15 protein-coding genes are annotated in these 16,864 nt (G+C 38.4%); 6 read left to right on the top strand and 9 right to left on the bottom strand.

The genetic code is table 11. The annotated features are described in order from the left end of the window. The first annotated feature begins 148 nt into the window (after nucleotides 1-148). Genes meaB through HJC33_RS02900 form a run of 3 tightly spaced genes read left to right on the top strand, consistent with a single transcriptional unit; the run spans nucleotide 149 to nucleotide 3,043 of the window. Nucleotides 149-1,183: a methylmalonyl Co-A mutase-associated GTPase MeaB gene (gene meaB / locus HJC33_RS02890; protein WP_171657291.1), complete on the top strand. Its 1,035-nt coding sequence runs from the start codon at nucleotides 149-151 to the stop codon at nucleotides 1,181-1,183. Nucleotides 1,184-1,227: 44 nt separating this feature from the next. Then, nucleotides 1,228-2,190 (top strand): glycosyltransferase family 2 protein, encoded by a 963-nt coding sequence (locus HJC33_RS02895; protein WP_171657292.1) that lies wholly within the window; start codon nucleotides 1,228-1,230, stop codon nucleotides 2,188-2,190. Further along, complete coding sequence (locus HJC33_RS02900) at nucleotides 2,171-3,043, top strand: lysylphosphatidylglycerol synthase transmembrane domain-containing protein (protein WP_171657293.1); 873 nt, start codon at nucleotides 2,171-2,173, stop codon at nucleotides 3,041-3,043. Before HJC33_RS02895 ends, HJC33_RS02900 begins: the two co-directional genes overlap by 20 nt. Here the strand turns inward: HJC33_RS02900 and HJC33_RS02905 are convergent. The 6 genes from HJC33_RS02905 to mazG form a co-directional block, all read right to left on the bottom strand. Then, a complete protein-coding gene (locus tag HJC33_RS02905; protein WP_171657294.1) occupies nucleotides 3,040-4,698 on the bottom strand; it encodes an ArnT family glycosyltransferase in 1,659 nt (552 codons plus the stop codon). The two genes, HJC33_RS02900 and HJC33_RS02905, sit on opposite strands and share 4 nt — an antisense overlap. Then, nucleotides 4,695-5,264, bottom strand: a complete 570-nt coding sequence (locus HJC33_RS02910; protein ID WP_171657295.1) for a phosphatase PAP2 family protein — start codon at nucleotides 5,262-5,264, stop codon at nucleotides 4,695-4,697. Before HJC33_RS02910 ends, HJC33_RS02905 begins: the two co-directional genes overlap by 4 nt. Beyond that, nucleotides 5,264-5,491 (bottom strand): hypothetical protein, encoded by a 228-nt coding sequence (locus HJC33_RS02915; protein WP_171657296.1) that lies wholly within the window; start codon nucleotides 5,489-5,491, stop codon nucleotides 5,264-5,266. The genes HJC33_RS02910 and HJC33_RS02915 overlap by 1 nt, the downstream gene beginning before the upstream one ends. 9 nt (nucleotides 5,492-5,500) lie before the next feature. After that, on the bottom strand, nucleotides 5,501-6,868 hold the full coding sequence (locus tag HJC33_RS02920) for an MATE family efflux transporter (RefSeq protein WP_171657297.1): 1,368 nt from the start codon (nucleotides 6,866-6,868) through the stop codon (nucleotides 5,501-5,503). A gap of 82 nt (nucleotides 6,869-6,950) precedes the next feature. Further along, on the bottom strand, nucleotides 6,951-8,528 hold the full coding sequence (locus HJC33_RS02925; protein WP_246245470.1) for a sulfatase family protein: 1,578 nt from the start codon (nucleotides 8,526-8,528) through the stop codon (nucleotides 6,951-6,953). Nucleotides 8,529-8,553: 25 nt separating this feature from the next. Continuing rightward, a complete protein-coding gene (gene mazG, locus HJC33_RS02930; RefSeq protein ID WP_171657299.1) occupies nucleotides 8,554-9,327 on the bottom strand; it encodes a nucleoside triphosphate pyrophosphohydrolase in 774 nt (257 codons plus the stop codon). Nucleotides 9,328-9,433: 106 nt separating this feature from the next. Between mazG and bglX the strand changes: the two genes are divergently transcribed. Genes bglX through HJC33_RS02945 form a run of 3 tightly spaced genes read left to right on the top strand, consistent with a single transcriptional unit; the run spans nucleotide 9,434 to nucleotide 13,924 of the window. Beyond that, a complete protein-coding gene (bglX, locus tag HJC33_RS02935; RefSeq protein ID WP_171657300.1) occupies nucleotides 9,434-11,689 on the top strand; it encodes a beta-glucosidase BglX in 2,256 nt (751 codons plus the stop codon). Nucleotides 11,690-11,693: 4 nt separating this feature from the next. Then, nucleotides 11,694-12,347, top strand: a complete 654-nt coding sequence (locus HJC33_RS02940; RefSeq protein ID WP_171657301.1) for an SGNH/GDSL hydrolase family protein — start codon at nucleotides 11,694-11,696, stop codon at nucleotides 12,345-12,347. Further along, nucleotides 12,344-13,924, top strand: coding sequence for a family 20 glycosylhydrolase (locus HJC33_RS02945; RefSeq protein ID WP_171657302.1), 1,581 nt, complete (start codon nucleotides 12,344-12,346; stop codon nucleotides 13,922-13,924). The genes HJC33_RS02940 and HJC33_RS02945 overlap by 4 nt, the downstream gene beginning before the upstream one ends. Nucleotides 13,925-14,003: 79 nt before the next feature. Here the strand turns inward: HJC33_RS02945 and HJC33_RS02950 are convergent, their stop codons facing one another. The 3 genes from HJC33_RS02950 to def form a co-directional block, all read right to left on the bottom strand. Further along, on the bottom strand, nucleotides 14,004-15,518 hold the full coding sequence (locus tag HJC33_RS02950) for an NADP-dependent isocitrate dehydrogenase (protein WP_216366642.1): 1,515 nt from the start codon (nucleotides 15,516-15,518) through the stop codon (nucleotides 14,004-14,006). A 267-nt stretch (nucleotides 15,519-15,785) separates the two neighbouring features. Next, on the bottom strand, nucleotides 15,786-16,220 hold the full coding sequence (locus HJC33_RS02955) for a DUF5606 family protein (protein WP_171657303.1): 435 nt from the start codon (nucleotides 16,218-16,220) through the stop codon (nucleotides 15,786-15,788). A 52-nt stretch (nucleotides 16,221-16,272) separates the two neighbouring features. Continuing rightward, a complete protein-coding gene (def, locus tag HJC33_RS02960) occupies nucleotides 16,273-16,863 on the bottom strand; it encodes a peptide deformylase (RefSeq protein ID WP_171657304.1) in 591 nt (196 codons plus the stop codon). Nucleotide 16,864: the final 1 nt, after the last annotated feature.

Here is a 16,864-nt window from a genome sequence, read left to right on the forward strand (position 1 = left end):
TAACTGTTATTAAATTTTTGTGAAATGACCCTAAATTTAATTGTTTCCTGATAAACTAGTATAAAAACAGCCTTTCTAGGGTCATGTTTGGCACGGTAACCCATGAAAACTTTATACCTTAGTGTTGAAATGTATTTTAATTTTCTAGGTGGGCAAAACAAAGACCAAATCCGGTACAGTTTCCAAAATTAAACAGCTTCGTAAACGAGAGGTTTCCGCTGAAGCCTTGGTAGAAGGTATTTTTAATGGGGACCAAGCTCTTTTGGCACAGGCCATAACCCTTTTGGAAAGCACTAACCCAGACCATTTTGAAAAGGCCAACACAGTAATTGAAAAATGCCTTTCCAAACCCAATCAAAGTATTCGGGTGGGTATTACCGGTGTCCCTGGTGTAGGCAAAAGCTCGTTTATAGAGGTATTTGGAAAAATGTTGACGCATCAAGGTAAAAAAGTAGCTGTATTGGCTGTTGACCCAACAAGTTCTCTTAGCCAAGGAAGCATTTTGGGAGATAAAACCAGAATGCAAGCACTTTCCAAAGATTCCAATGCATTTATTAGGCCCTCCCCTTCTGGTTCTTCCTTGGGCGGAGTGGCGCGTAAAACCCGCGAAAGCATAATTCTATGTGAAGCTGCTGGTTATGACGTGATTCTAGTGGAAACCGTTGGGGTTGGCCAAAGTGAAACCGCAGTACATAGCCTGGTCGATTTTTTTCTTTTGCTGAAACTATCCGGAGCCGGAGATGAACTACAAGGCATAAAACGGGGCATCATGGAAATGGCAGATGGAATTGCCATCAACAAAGCGGATGGCAGCAATTTGGAACGGGCCAAATTAGCGGTGGCTGAATTTAAAAGGGCACTGCATTTGTATCCTCCCAAAGAAAACGGTTGGGTTCCGAAAGTCTTGTCATGTTCTGCATCTGAAAATACTGGGATTACAGAAATTTGGGACATGATATCTGCTTGTATTGACCAAAATCGTAAAAATGGTCATTTCTCCAAAAACCGAAATACACAAAACAAAAATTGGTTCCTTCAGACCGTAGATGAGCACATCAAGCAATATTTTCATCAAAAGGAGTCCTTTAAAAAAGCTCAAGAAAAGATGTTGAAGTCCATAGAGGAACATAAAATTTCCCCTTTTTATGCTGCCAAAATCCTATTGGATGACTTTACCCAATAACTTTAAATAAAAGAGGTAAATTTGCATCGATTTTATACCAATACATGAGCACTGTCACCGATTCCCTCCTTTCTATAGTGGTACCCTTGTACAACGAAGAGGACAATGTGGTTCTATTGACCGAGAAAATTCATGAAAGCCTTGATGGCTACAATTACCAAATTGTTTATGTGGACGATTTTTCCACAGATAAGACACGCAAGAAGGTAAAAGACATGGATGATCAAAAGGTCCATCTCATTGAACTTAAGAAAAACTATGGGCAAAGTTTAGCTTTGGCCGCTGGTATCGACTATGCGGAAGGAGAGTATATCATCACCATGGATGGCGACCTTCAGAACGACCCTTGTGATATTCCCCAAATGCTGGAATATGCCATTAGTGATGATTATGATGTTGTAACTGGAATCCGGCAGAAGAGAAAAGATTCCCTTGTGAAAAAGATACCCTCCAAGATTGCCAATTTCTTGGTTAGGCGCGTTACCAAATTGGATATCAAGGACAATGGCTGTGCCTTAAAGGTATTTACCAAGGACATTGCCAAAGGGCTCAACCTCTATGGCGAAATGCATCGTTTCATTACACTTTTGGCTCATTTGGAAGGTGCACAAATAAAACAAGTACCTGTAAAGCACCATGCAAGACATGCTGGTGTTTCAAAATATGGTCTGGAACGTGTTTTCAAGGTGGTTGCAGATATGATGTTGCTGCTCTTCATTAGAAAATACTTTCAACGACCCATTCACCTTTTTGGAATCTTTGGGGTATTGTTGATTATCCTTGGGATTTTAATCAATATATATCTTTTGGTGGTAAAACTTGGTTTTGGGCAGGATATTGGCAGCAGACCACTGCTCATTTTTGGAATGATGTTCATTTTAGGGGGTATTCAGTTGTTCACTATTGGAATTGTAATGGAATTATTGATCAGGACTTATTACGAATCGCAACAGAAAAGACCTTATCGCATTAAAAAAATCTCCATAGGTGACGGAAAAGCTGCGTAAAAAGCTCATTACTGCACTGAAAATTGTCATCAGTGTATCCTTGATCTACTTTATCTTCACCAAAATAGATATTAAGGATGTCTTACAAATCCTAAAAAAGAGCAATCCGATTTATTTAATTGGGGCTATTCTTTTTTTTGTAATCTCTAAAATGTTCTCAGCCCTTAGGCTGAACCTTTATTTTCATGAAATTGGGGCCAAACTATCCCAAACAAGCAATTTAAAACTATACTTGTTGGGCATGTTCTACAATTTATTTTTGCCCGGTGGTATAGGAGGTGATGCTTACAAAGGGTTTGTCATTCAAAAACAATATAAGACCGGCACAAAAAAGGTGGTTTCGGTTTTAGTTTTGGACAGATTAAGTGGTATGTTATTGATTTTCATATACGCCTGTGTTTTGGCTCTACTCTCTACCCAGTCCTTTTTTGAAGATTTTACTTGGTTAATCATACTTGCCATTCCACTGAGCGTTACAGTGTTCTGGTTGTTTTGCAAAAAACTCTTTACTTTCTCTTTGCCTGTTTTCTGGAAGTCTGTAGGATATTCTGCTTTAGTGCAATCGGCCCAATTGACCAGCGTACTGTGCATTCTTAAATCGCTTGCCATAGTTTCCAACGTATTTGAGTATCTCTTCGTTTTTCTGATTTCTTCCATTGTTTCCGTTGTTCCACTAACCATTGGAGGTATTGGAAGTAGGGAAGTTACTTTCCTGTACGGTGCTAAATGGTTGGGATTGAACGCAGATACTTCGGTAGGAATTAGTTTTACCTTTTTCTTGATTACGGCCTTGGTTTCTTTATTCGGAATTGCATATCACTTCAAAAAACCGAAATTGGAAAACATGGGCTAGTCCATATGCACTAAATGCATCCTATTTAGTTTTCTTTGACGTGTTTGTGGGTTTAGAAACTTCAGCTGAAGTCGTGTAATGCGAAATTGATCCACGGTAATATGCTCGTGCCAATGAAGCCCTTCATTGAGGAGTTTGTCCAATTCCTTATCAGTGGCATAAATCCAGATATCATTTTTATCCATCAATTCTGACATGGAAACAATATTCACCGGGTCTTGGTTATAAAAGTCCAAAGCCCAAGTATGGCGTTCGGAAAGCTTATAGATTTTATCCACGGGAATGTTTTGTTCAGCTACTTTTTCTGCCATAGTGGAACCAGCCTGATACTCAAGTAGCTTTGGATAGAAATGGGTATTTAAAACTCCATTTAATAATAATGAACTATATACGGAGAGTGTTATGATCCTCTTATAATGGGCTTCGCGTTTAAGACAGAAATATATAATAACCCCCAAAATCGTCAATAAGACAAAATAACCATGTATATGTTTGAACTTAAATATATAGAAGCAAACCAAGAGGACAAAAATGAACACTAAGCTCAGTATAAAATATTGAACTCCCAAAATCAATTTGATGGCCCCACGCTTCTCATATCGATATAAACTGTAGAGATATGAAGCGGACAGTATTGCATATAATGGCACCAAAATGTTCATATAATGTGGTAACTTAAATTGAGCAAAACTTATCAAAAGAAACAAAAAAGTGATGCCCCCAACAGTTAAAAACTCAAATTGGTGCCTGTAAGCGAATTTCATTTTAATAAATGCTCTTACGCGTTCCCAATAAGCCATTAAAGCCAAAATTGTCCATGGAAGAAAAATCCATAAAAAAGTGTGGAAGAAAAAGAAGAAATCGCTACTATTCTTTCCAATACCTTCCCCGCTCATTCGCTCAAAGCTCTGTTCCCAGAAAATAAAAAAGATGCCACTTCTATTAGATTTTCCTCGAATTACTTTTTCCGGGTGTAAATCAAATTGATGATAGTAGGCATACAACATGGGGGAAATTGTCAATCCAAAAACCAACAAAGCTACCAGAACCTTCCAACTTAATAACTGTTTCCACTTTCTAGTGTAGGCCAAGTGGCAAAACAAGGATATTCCTATCACCACCAACGCAATTTGTCCTTTAGTGGAAAAAGCCAATCCTGCTCCTAAAGCCCCTAAAAGAATATTCTTGAGTTTGTTCACTTCCACATAGGATACCAGTTGCCAAATTGAAAAAATGGTAAAGCCCGTCAACACTGCATCAGTTCTTACGTCTATGACAGATAGCACAATGGTCTGTGCCGTCATAAAAATAAGTGCTGATAACCTTCCAACATCCCTATTATAGAGCAGTTTCCCTAGTCCAAAACAGCTATATGCCGCTAATAATGTGATTAAAATTGCTGGAATTCGGTAAGCCCATTCGTTGATACCAAAAATTTTGAAGGAAATTGCCGCTAACCAATAATGCATGTGAGGTTTGTCCAAATACTCTTCAGTTCCCTTTATAAGGGTGAAGAAATCGTTTTCCTGAACCATTCGCATGGCCATGACCGCAAACTGTGCTGAATCATTTTCAAAAAGGGTGACAAACATTCCAGCGATATACACCAGAATAACAAGGGTAAGTAAGAACCAGTACCTGGCCGAAGATATCATGTCCCCATTTTTTGGAATGCAAATATAGCCAACTTAGCAAATAACCAGCCAAATAGCGTTCCAATTATGGCGCCTGTTATGATATCCAACGGGAAGTGGACACCAATATATATTCTACTATAAGCAACTATTATGGCCCATAACAACAGTAGCATCCCCATATATTTGACCTTGCCCGAAAACAAAATAGCAAAAAAGGTTGCCGGGGCAAATGAATTGGCTGCATGCGCAGAAAAATAACTGAACTTACCACCACAATAACTTTTCACCAAACGCATTACTAAACTTATCTCTGGATCGTGACAGGGTCTTAAGCGACCTACTCCATATTTAAAAAAATTGGACAACTGGTCTGTACATGTAATCAATAATGCCACCATCACTAAAACGATTCCCGTTTTTTTCAATCCAAAATTTCTAAAGGTCAAATAAAGTAAGAGAATATATAATGGAGCGGAATTTTTGGTCTTTGTCATGAACATCCAAAAACCATCCCAAGTGGGTGTTCCCAAACTGTTTAGAAACAAAAAGAGATCCTTATCGTATTGAATGAGTTGTTCAAGCATTACTCATCGTATCTAGACACTTCTCTATCATAAAAGGCAGTGGCGGCTTCAATCAAATTTTCGGCCTCCGCGGACAATTCTTCTTCATCTTCCTTCGAGAATTCTTCCATCCATTCCACCTCATCATTTTCCAAATTGATAATGAACCTTGGATATTCGGTATGGACTATAAAAATGGCAGTTGGATAATCCGTATTGTCGGCCAAAAGAAATTTAGGCAGTTCCATAAAATTGAATTAGGTATTTATCAGTTTTTTGGTCAAATAATTGAATCGAATATACAACATTATAGCTGACGCCGTAAGACCCAACAACAATCCTATCCAGATTCCTGTGCTTTTGTATGCTGTAAAAAGTCCCAAGTAATAGGAAACTGGAAAACCTATCAACCAATAGGCAATAAATGTAATTAAAGTAGGAATCTTAACATCTTGTAGTCCGCGCAATGCACCCAGCACAACCACTTGTAATCCATCAGAAATCTGAAAAAACGCAGCTACCAATAACAGTTTTGCGGCAATAATGATAACTTCAGCATTATCCATTTTATTGATTACGTCGTCAACATCCAAATAAATTGTGGGTAACCAATGCCTTCCAACTAAAAATAGCACGGCAAAAACCACTTCCATCAAAAAAGTAAGGAAGAAAATGGACTTGGCAATCCTTCTTAACTCTTTAAAATTCTGTAAACCTTTTTGATTTCCTACACGAACCATGGCGGCTACACTGAGTCCCATTCCGACCATAAACGTCATGCTGCTCAAATTCAATGCGATTTGGTTGGCTGCTTGAGCGTTTTTTCCCAATACACCACTTAGCCAAATGGCAGCTGTAAAAATGGCCACTTCAAAAAACATTTGCATGGCTGATGGAAAACCCAAACTGATAATTTTCTTGATTACCTTTTTTTCAATTATTTTAAAATTGAAACGGGTCACATAGGTTTCAAATTTCTTTTTCCGTTTCAATAAAACCCAAATAAAGACAACCATAATGCCCCTGGCAACCAGTGTTCCTATTGCCGCACCTACAATACCCAATTTAGGAAACCCGAATGAGCCAAAAATGAGCAAGTAGTTGATCGAAATATTTACGATGTTGGCCAAAATGGTGGCAAACATGGGATATTTTGTCTGTGAGAGTCCTTCTGAAAATTGTTTGAAAGCCTGGAAAATTATCAAAGGGATGAGTGAAAAGGCCACCAATTCCAAATATGGAATGGCCAATTCAACCACCTCTTCGGGTTGGTCCATATAATGCAGGAGCGGCTTGCACAACAGTATGATTCCAAAAAGTGAAATTCCCAATAATGTGCAGAGTACCAGACCATGCTTTAAGGCACTTTTACCAGCCAGCTTATTTCCAGCCCCATCAGCCTCTGCGACCAAAGGGGTGATTGCCGTAGAAAACCCAATGCCCAAGGACATGGCGATGAACACAAAGCTATTCCCAAGAGATACCGCAGCTAGCTCTGCAGTTCCTAATTGCCCCACCATGATATTGTCTGCAAAGGCCACAAAAGTATGGCCCAACATACCCAATATTACTGGATAGGCAAGCTTAAGATTGTATTTAAATTCCTTGGTGTAGCTATTAAACATTCGTCAGATATTCACAAGGGGCAAATATATCATCTTTGTTACTGATGAGATGTACTTATCATTGAAATTAAATAAGATGGAATTAGTTAAAAGCGTCTTCTAAAATTGGTTGCATTTCAGGATATTCCTCGTCCATGTCGGCATATTTTATTCGTTCTTCCAGCAACGATTTTTTCATGTTTTCAATAATGCCCGTGTACTCAGAATCGTTGTACGCATTATGCAGTTCATTAGGGTCCTTTTTCAGATCATAAAATTCCCATTGGGGTTTTGAAACCTCTGAAGATGCACCACTCATTCCTAAGCCTTGACCATAGAAAAATGCCAATTTGTATCGATTGTTCCTTATTCCAAAATGCGCAGGTCTATCTGGGTGATGGAGCCAATAGCGATAGTACATTTGCTGACGCCAATCCGATCCATCAGGATCAATGCCATTGAGAAGATGTCTGAAGCTTTTCCCCTGCATATATTCTTGAGGTTCAATTCCTGCGTAGTCGGTCAATAAAGCTGGAAAATCAATATTCAGGATGATATCATCAATTCTTCGGTTAGCTTTAATTTCCTTAGGAAATCGAATCACAAAAGGCATTCTAAGGGACTCTTCATAAATCAAGCGTTTGTCAAAAAAACCATGTTCCCCCAAAAAATATCCTTGATCTGCAGTGTATACCACTATGGTATTCTCTGCTATCCCTTCTGATTCCAAATAATCCAACAATTTACCAATATTATCATCAATGGCTGCCCCGGAACGCATGAAATCCTTCACCAATTTTTGATAGATTCTTTTTCGCTTTTGTATACTATCCAATCCATCCATTGGATAAGGTAATCCAGGATAAGAAGTCCAGAATTTATCTGGATTTTTTGTTGCCTGTTCCCATCTTAAGGCAAGCCTTTCCAAGATTTGCCCTTCGAAAGTTCTCCCACTGGTCTCCGCGCCAAAATTCAATAAAGATTTGGGCTCCGGTATTTCCTGATTTTCATATAGATGAGCAAATCTGGACGGATAATCAAAAGGCTCATGGGTAGCTTTAAAATGAGTGAACATTAAGAATGGTTTGTTTTTATCACGATTTTTAAGATGCTCAATGGTTAGATCGGTAATCACATCGGTGGAAAATCCATCGTACTGCTTTCCCTTACTTCCATCTGAACCATCCATCCAATTTTTTTTCGTCTTCAAAATAGGATTGTGATATGTACCTTGTCCTGGCAATACTTCAAAATGATCAAATCCTTCAGGTTGCCTAAATAAATGCCATTTTCCAATGAGTGCGGTATGATAACCCGACTCGCTAAATGTTTTGGCAATATTTGGATGCCCTATGGGCAAAGGCTCCCTCAAAGTATAAACCTTATTTATATGGCTATACTGCCCTGTAAGTATGGTAGCCCTGCTTGGACTACATATGGAATTGGTACAAAACGCATTGTTAAGAACTGTTCCCTCTCTGGATAACCTTTTAATATTCTTGTTTTGCACATAATTCTCCAAAAGACCTCCATAAATACCCCAAGACTGTGAGGTATGGTCATCTGATAATATGAACAAAATATTGGGTCTTTCAGAAGTGCTGGATTGTTTTTCCTTACATCCTATGGTAAGAGCTATAAATCCTACAACGAGAAATATTTTCCAAAAAGTTATGCGCATTTTCATTTTTATGTACTTATATATATCATGTTTTCTTGGCTTCCTCCCAAAAGACATCCATTTCCGCCAAGGTCATTTCCTTTAGAGTCTTTCCAATAGTTTTGGTCTTTTCTTCCAAATATTGGAATCTTTTGATGAACTTTTTATTGGTGCGTTCCAATGCGTTTTCAGGATTAATATCCAAAAAACGGGCATAATTCACCATGGAAAAAAGTACATCGCCAAATTCAGCTTCCATCCTATCCTTATTTTCTGATTGAACCTCTTCTTGAAGTTCTCCCAGCTCTTCTTGAAGCTTTTCAAACACCTGCTCTGGTTTTTCCCAATCAAAACCAACGCCAGCCACCTTTTCTTGGATTCTATTGGCCTTTACCAAAGCCGGTAAACTTTGTGGAACTCCTTCAAGTACACTTTTCTTGCCCTCCTTTAACTTGATATTCTCCCAATTCTGTTTTACTTCTTCCTCATTTTCCACTTTAACATCACCATAAATGTGTGGATGTCTATGAATAAGTTTATCACATATTCCATTGGCAACATCAGCAATATCAAAATCTCCCGTCTCCGAACCTATCTTGGCATAGAAAACAATATGTAGCAATACATCGCCCAACTCTTTCTTGATTTCCTCCATATCGTTGTCCAAAATAGCGTCACCCAGCTCATAGGTTTCTTCAATGGTCAAATGCCTTAACGACTGCATTGTCTGCTTTTTGTCCCACGGACATTGCTCTCGAAGTTCATCCATGATGTTCAGCAATCTTCCAAATGCGTCCAGCTGCTCAAATCTAGCGTTCATCTATAAAATTTTATCTAAAAGTACAAAGACCATACATTAGGGCATGATGGATTTTTAGCTTATTTTAGGAGACTATCAACTACTTTTTCAACACTCCTTTTCAAAGATGAAAACTAAACTATTGTTTTACTTGTTATGTTTGTCAGTTGTAATACTGTTGAATAATTCCATCATGGCACAAAACACTACTATTGACCAAAGAGTAGATGCTTTGCTAGGCAAGATGACCCTAGAAGAAAAAGTGGGTCAAATGAACCAATACAATGGTTTTTGGGATGTAACAGGTCCTGCACCCAAAGAAGGCAATGCTGCAGATAAATATGAGCACCTAAGAAAAGGTTGGGTAGGCTCCATGCTCAATGTAACCGGGACTGAAGAGGTTAGAAAATTACAAAAATTAGTTGTGGAAGAGTCCAGATTGGGTATTCCTCTTATTTTTGGTTTTGATGTAATCCACGGATACAAAACACTATCTCCCATTCCCTTGGCTGAAGCTGCTAGTTGGGATATGGAGGCCATTGAAAGTTCAGCCAGAATTGCAGCCGATGAAGCTTCTGCCGTAGGTTTAAGTTGGACCTTTGCCCCTATGGTGGACATTTCCCATGATCCTCGCTGGGGCCGTGTTATGGAAGGTGGTGGTGAAGATCCTTTTTTAGGTTCAGCAATTGCCAAAGCAAGGGTTAAAGGATTCCAAGGTGATGATCTTTCAAAAAACAATACCATTGCAGCATGCGCAAAACATTTTGCAGCCTATGGTTTTGCCGAAGCAGGAAAAGAGTACAATACCGCAGATATAGGCACATCAACACTTTACAATACTGTTTTGCCTCCTTTCAAAGCTGCAGTGGACATGGATGTGAAAACCATCATGAATGGGTTTAATCTTCTGAACGGTGTACCAGTAACCGGTAGCAGTTATCTCCAAAGAGATATTTTAAAAGAAAAATGGGGTTTTAACGGATATGTAATTTCTGATTGGGCTTCTATTGGAGAGCTGGTACCCCATGGTTTTGCAGAAAATTTAAAACATGCCGCGGAACTAGGTGTCAAGGCGGGATCGGACATGGACATGGAATCGTATGCGTACATTACGCATTTGGTCAATAATGTAAAAGAAGGAAAAGTTGATGAAAGCCTTGTTGACGAAGCCGTACGACGCATCCTCAAAGTAAAGTTTGAGCTGGGATTGTTTGATGACCCTTATAGATATTGTAATGAACAACGTGAAAAGGAAAGGATTTATCACGATGATCATCAATCTGGCGTCTTAGAAATGGCCAAAAAATCCATGGTGCTACTTAAGAATGAAGGTAACTTACTCCCCTTGAAAAAAAATCAGTCAAAAATAGCTGTCATTGGAGAACTTGCCAATGATAATAACAGTCCTTTGGGGAGCTGGCGTTTAGGTTCTGATAACAATACTGCTGTTACTGTGCTCGAAGGACTCAAAAGTTATTCTGAAAACATTACATACAGTCGTGGCCCTCAAGTTTTTGATGCAGATGCCAACTTCTTAAATGAGGTAAAGGTGAACACGACAGATACTTCAGGAATAGAAGAAGCTGTTGCATTGGCCAAAGCTTCGGATGTAGTGCTTATGGTTTTAGGGGAACACGGTTTTCAAAGTGGTGAAGCACGAAGCAGAACAAAATTAGGACTCCCGGGACTACAATTAGACTTATTGAAAGCCGTATACAAAGTCAATAAAAATGTAGTATTGATCATGATGAACGGGCGTCCGTTGACCATAACCTGGGAAGCAGAAAATGTTCCCACAATTTTGGAAGCTTGGCAACTGGGCTCTCAAACTGGAAATGCCATTGCCAAAGTAGTTTTTGGAGATTACAATCCTAGTGGTAAACTTCCCATGACATTTCCGCGTAGCGTTGGACAAATACCTATTTATTATAACAACTACAGCACTGGAAGGGCCCAACCCGAACCAATCGTATTCTGGACACATTATAGTGATGAAAAAAATGAACCCTTATTCCCTTTTGGATATGGTTTAAGCTATACTACTTTTGAATATTCAGATTTAAAAATTGACACCCAAGATCAAAATAACATCAAAGTTTCAGTGAAAGTAACCAACACAGGAAGCGTAGCGGGCGAAGAAGTGGTTCAGTTGTACATCCATGACAAAGTAGCCAGTGTCACAAGACCTGTAAAGGAACTCAAAGGTTTCAAAAAGATACATTTGGCACCTAAAGCTTCTAAAAATGTAGAATTTCTTCTAACTGATAAAGAATTGGGCTTTTATAACCATCAATATGAGTTTATTGTGGAACCTGGTGAATTTGAAATAATGGTAGGCACTAGTTCGGTGCAAGGAATTAAAGGTACTTTCGTCAAAAAGTAATATTATGAAGTATTTTTTTGCATTATTATTTGTTGTATCGACCTTAAGCGCTCAAGAAAAGAACATTTTTGCCGAAGAGGTCAAAGAAGTTCAAAATAGGGTTTCAGATAATTGGGACGAATCACAAGAAACCATAGTTTTTACGGGAAGTTCAAGCATTCGTATGTGGGAAGATCTGCAAGAAAGGTTTCCAGACCAACAAATCTTGAACACGGGCTTTGGAGGCTCACTTTCTTGGGATTTAGAACTTTATCTACATGAATTGATCCTGGATTACAATCCCAGTAAAGTCTTTATATATGAAGGAGATAATGATATCAGTCTTAAAAGAAGACCTAGAGCCATCATTAAAACTTTCATCAACATTTTGGAATATCTACAAACCAAAAGACCGAACATGGAAATTGTTCTCATCTCTGCCAAACCAAGTATTTCTAGATGGCATCTGAAACGCAAATACATGAGGTTCAACAAAAAGTTGGAGCAACTTGCGTCTACCCTGCCTCATGTTCAATTTGTGGATGTTTGGAACATTATGCTCAACAAAAGGAAACTAAAAAAAGACTTATTTATAGAGGATGGGCTACATATGAACGTCAAAGGATATGATCTCTGGTATGCCGTTCTCAAAGAACACGTTAACAACACTAAATCATGAAAACAAGGGCATTACTACTTTTTATCGGAATTTTATTTATTGCAGCATGTCAACCTAAAAAAGAGGAAATCAAATTCCCACATACTGATTTAACTGCCGCGCCAATTATTCCTATTCCAATAAAAACCATCGCCACAAATAGTGCTTTTGGTTTAGATGAAAACACATCCATTTTAACTTCTCAAACTGATGCGGAAATTGAAAAGGTAGGGCAATTTCTCGCTCAGAAAATCAATAAAAAAATTGGATTGGATCTAGGTGTGAACAGCTCAGATGGTGAAAAAAAGGCAAGTCGTTTTATTTATATCGGGCAATCTGATAGTTTAAATCTGCAAATGCCAGAATCTTATCAATTATACATCAAAAAAGATTCAATTTTACTTAATGCCAATACTGCAGCTGGGGCTTTCAGGGGTATTCAGACCTTACGACAGCTCATTCCCGAAAAAAGCAACGACACCCTTACAGACCATCCATTATGGTTGATTCCCACCGGAAAAATAATTGATGGGCCAAAATTTGAGTACCGAGGTGCCATGTTGGACGTTGCCAGACACTTTTTTACTGTGGATGAGGTCAAAAAATACATAGACCTGCTGGCCTATTACAAGTACAATGCTCTCCATTTGCACTTGACTGATGACCAAGGATGGCGTATTGAGGTTAAATCATGGCCCAAATTGACAGAAATTGGAGGTGCATCCGAAGTTGGTGGTGGCAAAGGTGGTTTTTACACCCAAGAAGATTATAAAGAATTGGTGCAATATGCTGCTGACAGACATATGATTATCATACCAGAAGTGGATATGCCGGGTCATACCAATGCCGCATCATTGAGCTATCCTTTTTTACACGCAGGGGGAAAAGCAGATAAGCCTAGGGTAAGAACCGATATGAAAGTAGGGTATAGTTCTTTCAGTGCCAGAAAAGATACCGTATATGCTTTTTTGGATGATGTTATTGGAGAAATTGCTTCTATAACTCCTGGTCCTTATTTTCATATTGGAGGAGATGAAAGTCACGTAACTCCAAAGTCAGATTACCTGATCTTTGTGGAGAAAGTGGAGAAAATCGTTCAAAAACATGGTAAAAGAGCCATAGGTTGGAACGAAATTGCTCAAGCCGATATTGACTCCACAACCATTGGTCAACTTTGGAACGAGCCGGAAAGTGCCCTTAAAGCTGGAAAAAAAGGAAGTCAGATTATTATTTCGCCAGCTAAAAAAGCCTATTTGGATATGAAGTACGATTCCATTTCTAAATATGGTTTAAGTTGGGCAGGGCTTATTCCTGTAGACGTTGCTTATAATTGGAACCCTGAAACCTATGTTGAAGGACTTCCCAAAGAAAAAATTCTTGGGATTGAAGCTCCGTTATGGTCTGAAACTATAAGTACCATTGAAGAACTGGAATATTTGGCTTTCCCGCGCGCCATTGGGTATGCAGAACTGGGCTGGTCAGAAGCGGCACAATGCGATTGGGAAGATTATAAAAAACGTCTTGCTACACAAACAGCTTATCTAAAAAGAGAGAATGTGAAGTATTACCCCTCTAAATTGATTGACTGGGAAGAATAAAAAACTTTGGAAAAACTGAAGTAAGAATAAAAAGAACCTAGTGGCGGCACTAGGTTCTTTTTATTGTTCTATTTAACCATTATTCCCCTTGCCCCAAGGAGAAACCACGTTTACCATTGAATTTGTAGAGGTTTTCGGTTTTAATCACATCAAAACCATCATGGTTGAGTCTTGAAAGCAAAGCAACCACCTGCTCAAATCCAACAGTGGAATATTCTGGTTCTTTTTGATCGATATTGGCATCTACACCAACAAAGCGACAACGCCAATGGTCTGTGCAAAAAGTTTCTTTTAAACCTTTTGGATAAACTTTCACTCCCCGATTGGTTATCATTTTTAATTTCAGTTTGAAAACATCCAGAGCAGCTAAAATAGCTCCCAGCTCATGCGCATCATTGCCGGGCCAATCTAAAAATACATCCACACCCACCAGCTCTTTTTTCTCCTCTTTTCTACTATATTCAGGAATACTTACTACTCCTTTGGATTTCCCCAATTGACTTGCACCTAAATTATTCGGAGTCTTTCCTAAATTTTCAATCACTTTTTGGGCAAACTCTTTTGTATTTACTTTCTCAATACTTAAACCTTCGGAATATATATCAGCCGTATGGTATCCTTCTTCCAAAGTAACCAGCCAAGCATTTTTTATAAGATCAGCTTTTTCATGTTGACCTATATGAGCCAACATCATTACCGCAGCATTTATTAAACCTGAAGGGTTGGCTATTCCTTGACCAGCAATATCTGGTGCAGAACCATGAATAGCTTCGAACATGGCCACATTCTTTCCGATGTTGGCAGAACCAGCCATACCAACGGAACCACCTATTTCTGCAGCAATGTCAGATATGATATCGCCATAAAGATTTGGGGTCACTATTACATCATAATTTTCAGGTTTTGCGGCCAAGCGGGCGGAACCTATATCTATTATTTGGGTATCGTGCTGAATTTGGGGATACGCAACTGCAATTTCTTTAAAAACTTGATGAAACAAACCATCAGTCAATTTCATGATGTTATCCTTCACCATACAAGTAACCTTTTTTCGACCAAAAGCAACAGCATACTCAAAGGCATATCGGATAATACGCTCACAACCAGGTCTAGTAATGAGCTTTAAGCACTGAACAACATCTTGGGTTTGCCTATGTTCAATACCAGCATATAAGTCTTCCTCATTTTCTCTGATGATAACTACATCCATATCTGGAAAATTGGTCGCTACGTATGGATGTAAGGCAGAAACTGGTCGAACATTGGCAAATAGTCCCAATGATTTTCTCAAAGTCACATTTAAACTTTTAAAGCCTTTTCCCTGAGGCGTTGTTATAGGTGCTTTAAAAATAAGTTTGTTATTGGCAATAGTATCCCAAGCTTTTTCAGCTATGCCCGAACTTTCTCCTGAGAGATAGACTTCCTTACCTAAATCAATAAATTCAGGTTCAATATTTGCACCAGATGCTTTGAGGATATCCAAAGTAGCCTTCATGATTTCTGGTCCAATGCCGTCACCCATAGCTACAGCAACTTTTACTATTCTGTTTATTGCTTGGCCGGAATCTTCTTTTGTTAAAGTTCTTGTTCTCATATATAATGGCTTAAAAGGTTAACGTTCACAAAATTGAATCAAATAATTGATAAATCATTATTTAATTATTTCATAAAAATCATAAATATTATTTATGGTTTCCTTTAAAAGCACACAGATGAATCAGTTGTAAAAAGTATAGATTGCCATATAAAATTTATATACCAATAAGCTGAGCAACTCTAAAAAAGTAATGCACACATAAACGATGTGTGCATTTTCAAAATTATTATATAAAAGTATTTTAAGTACTATGAAAGGAGATTGCTATTCCTCTTCAGAAGATGCTGCAACCGCATCTTCATTATCCTCCTCAACAAAATCTGTAAGCTTGTTATCAATAAGGATATTGTACCATTGAATGATTTTTTTGATGTCACTGGCATAAACCCTGTCCTCATCATAATTGGGAAGGATTTCGAAGAAATATTCTTCTAGTGCTATTTTCTCAGCTTTATGGCTAATTTGAGTCTTCTCACCACCTTCTTTTTCCTTTATCTTTTGGAAAACTTCGCGAAGCGGCACTTCTTCTTCAAGGGTATAGATGGCAATTTCGGACAATACACTAACATTGCTGCGCATACTAACGGTTATACGTTTTCCGTCCAGAAGGGACTCTCCCACAAAACCAGATCTAGTTTGGGTCAATAATCGATATAATCCGGGCTTGCCGCCTATTGATAAAATTTTGTCAAGTGCCATGTAAATTGTTTATGCGGGCAAAATTATATTTTTCTTCCAATTGCAGACTTTTTTAACGTCCTTTTTTGATACTTGGAAACCGCATCTTATAATCTACATTGATCTTTCCTTTGGAAATCTTCTCTAATCTAGTCTTTAGAAGACGTTTTTTTAAGGAAGAAAGTTTATCTGTAAACAAAATACCCTGTATGTGGTCATACTCATGTTGAATTACTCTAGCCAATAACCCATCATATGTTTCTGTGTGGGAATTAAAGTTTTCATCCAAGTAAGTAATGGTAATTTCTGGTTTTCTTTTGACATCTTCACGAATATCCGGAATGCTCAAACATCCCTCGTTGAAATTCCACTCCTCTCCTGTTTCCTCTTCAATCTTAGCATTAATAAAAACCTTTTTGAAACCACTCAAAGCTTCTTGTTCTTCCTTGCCCAACTCTTCATCATCAGCAAAAGGGGTGGTATCCACCAAAAACAAACGGATGGGCAATCCTACTTGGGGAGCAGCTAAACCAACACCATGGGCATTGTACATGGTATCCCACATATTGGCTATCAATTCATCCAATTTAGGGTAATCTTGGTTGATGTCCTTTGCTATTTTTCGTAAAACCGGTTCTCCGTAAGCAACAATGGGTAAAATCATA

This window comes from Flagellimonas amphidinii (assembly GCF_013090115.1).
In the GTDB taxonomy this organism is placed as follows: domain Bacteria; phylum Bacteroidota; class Bacteroidia; order Flavobacteriales; family Flavobacteriaceae; genus Flagellimonas; species Flagellimonas amphidinii.

What these genes read in the sequence shown, in the direction of transcription:
- HJC33_RS02920 (WP_171657297.1), bottom strand. Translation starts at nt 6,868, where the DNA reads ATGTTTAATAGCTACACCAAGGAATTTAAATACAATCTTAAGCTTGCC.
- HJC33_RS02910 (WP_171657295.1), bottom strand. Translation starts at nt 5,264, where the DNA reads ATGCTTGAACAACTCATTCAATACGATAAGGATCTCTTTTTGTTTCTA.
- mazG (WP_171657299.1), bottom strand. Translation starts at nt 9,327, where the DNA reads ATGAACGCTAGATTTGAGCAGCTGGACGCATTTGGAAGATTGCTGAAC.
- HJC33_RS02905 (WP_171657294.1), bottom strand. Translation starts at nt 4,698, where the DNA reads ATGATATCTTCGGCCAGGTACTGGTTCTTACTTACCCTTGTTATTCTG.
- HJC33_RS02895 (WP_171657292.1), top strand. Translation starts at nt 1,228, where the DNA reads ATGAGCACTGTCACCGATTCCCTCCTTTCTATAGTGGTACCCTTGTAC.
- HJC33_RS02940 (WP_171657301.1), top strand. Translation starts at nt 11,694, where the DNA reads ATGAAGTATTTTTTTGCATTATTATTTGTTGTATCGACCTTAAGCGCT.
- bglX (WP_171657300.1), top strand. Translation starts at nt 9,434, where the DNA reads ATGAAAACTAAACTATTGTTTTACTTGTTATGTTTGTCAGTTGTAATA.
- def (WP_171657304.1), bottom strand. Translation starts at nt 16,863, where the DNA reads ATGATTTTACCCATTGTTGCTTACGGAGAACCGGTTTTACGAAAAATA.
- HJC33_RS02945 (WP_171657302.1), top strand. Translation starts at nt 12,344, where the DNA reads ATGAAAACAAGGGCATTACTACTTTTTATCGGAATTTTATTTATTGCA.
- HJC33_RS02915 (WP_171657296.1), bottom strand. Translation starts at nt 5,491, where the DNA reads ATGGAACTGCCTAAATTTCTTTTGGCCGACAATACGGATTATCCAACT.
- HJC33_RS02955 (WP_171657303.1), bottom strand. Translation starts at nt 16,220, where the DNA reads ATGGCACTTGACAAAATTTTATCAATAGGCGGCAAGCCCGGATTATAT.
- HJC33_RS02950 (WP_216366642.1), bottom strand. Translation starts at nt 15,518, where the DNA reads ATGAGAACAAGAACTTTAACAAAAGAAGATTCCGGCCAAGCAATAAAC.
- HJC33_RS02925 (WP_246245470.1), bottom strand. Translation starts at nt 8,528, where the DNA reads ATGCGCATAACTTTTTGGAAAATATTTCTCGTTGTAGGATTTATAGCT.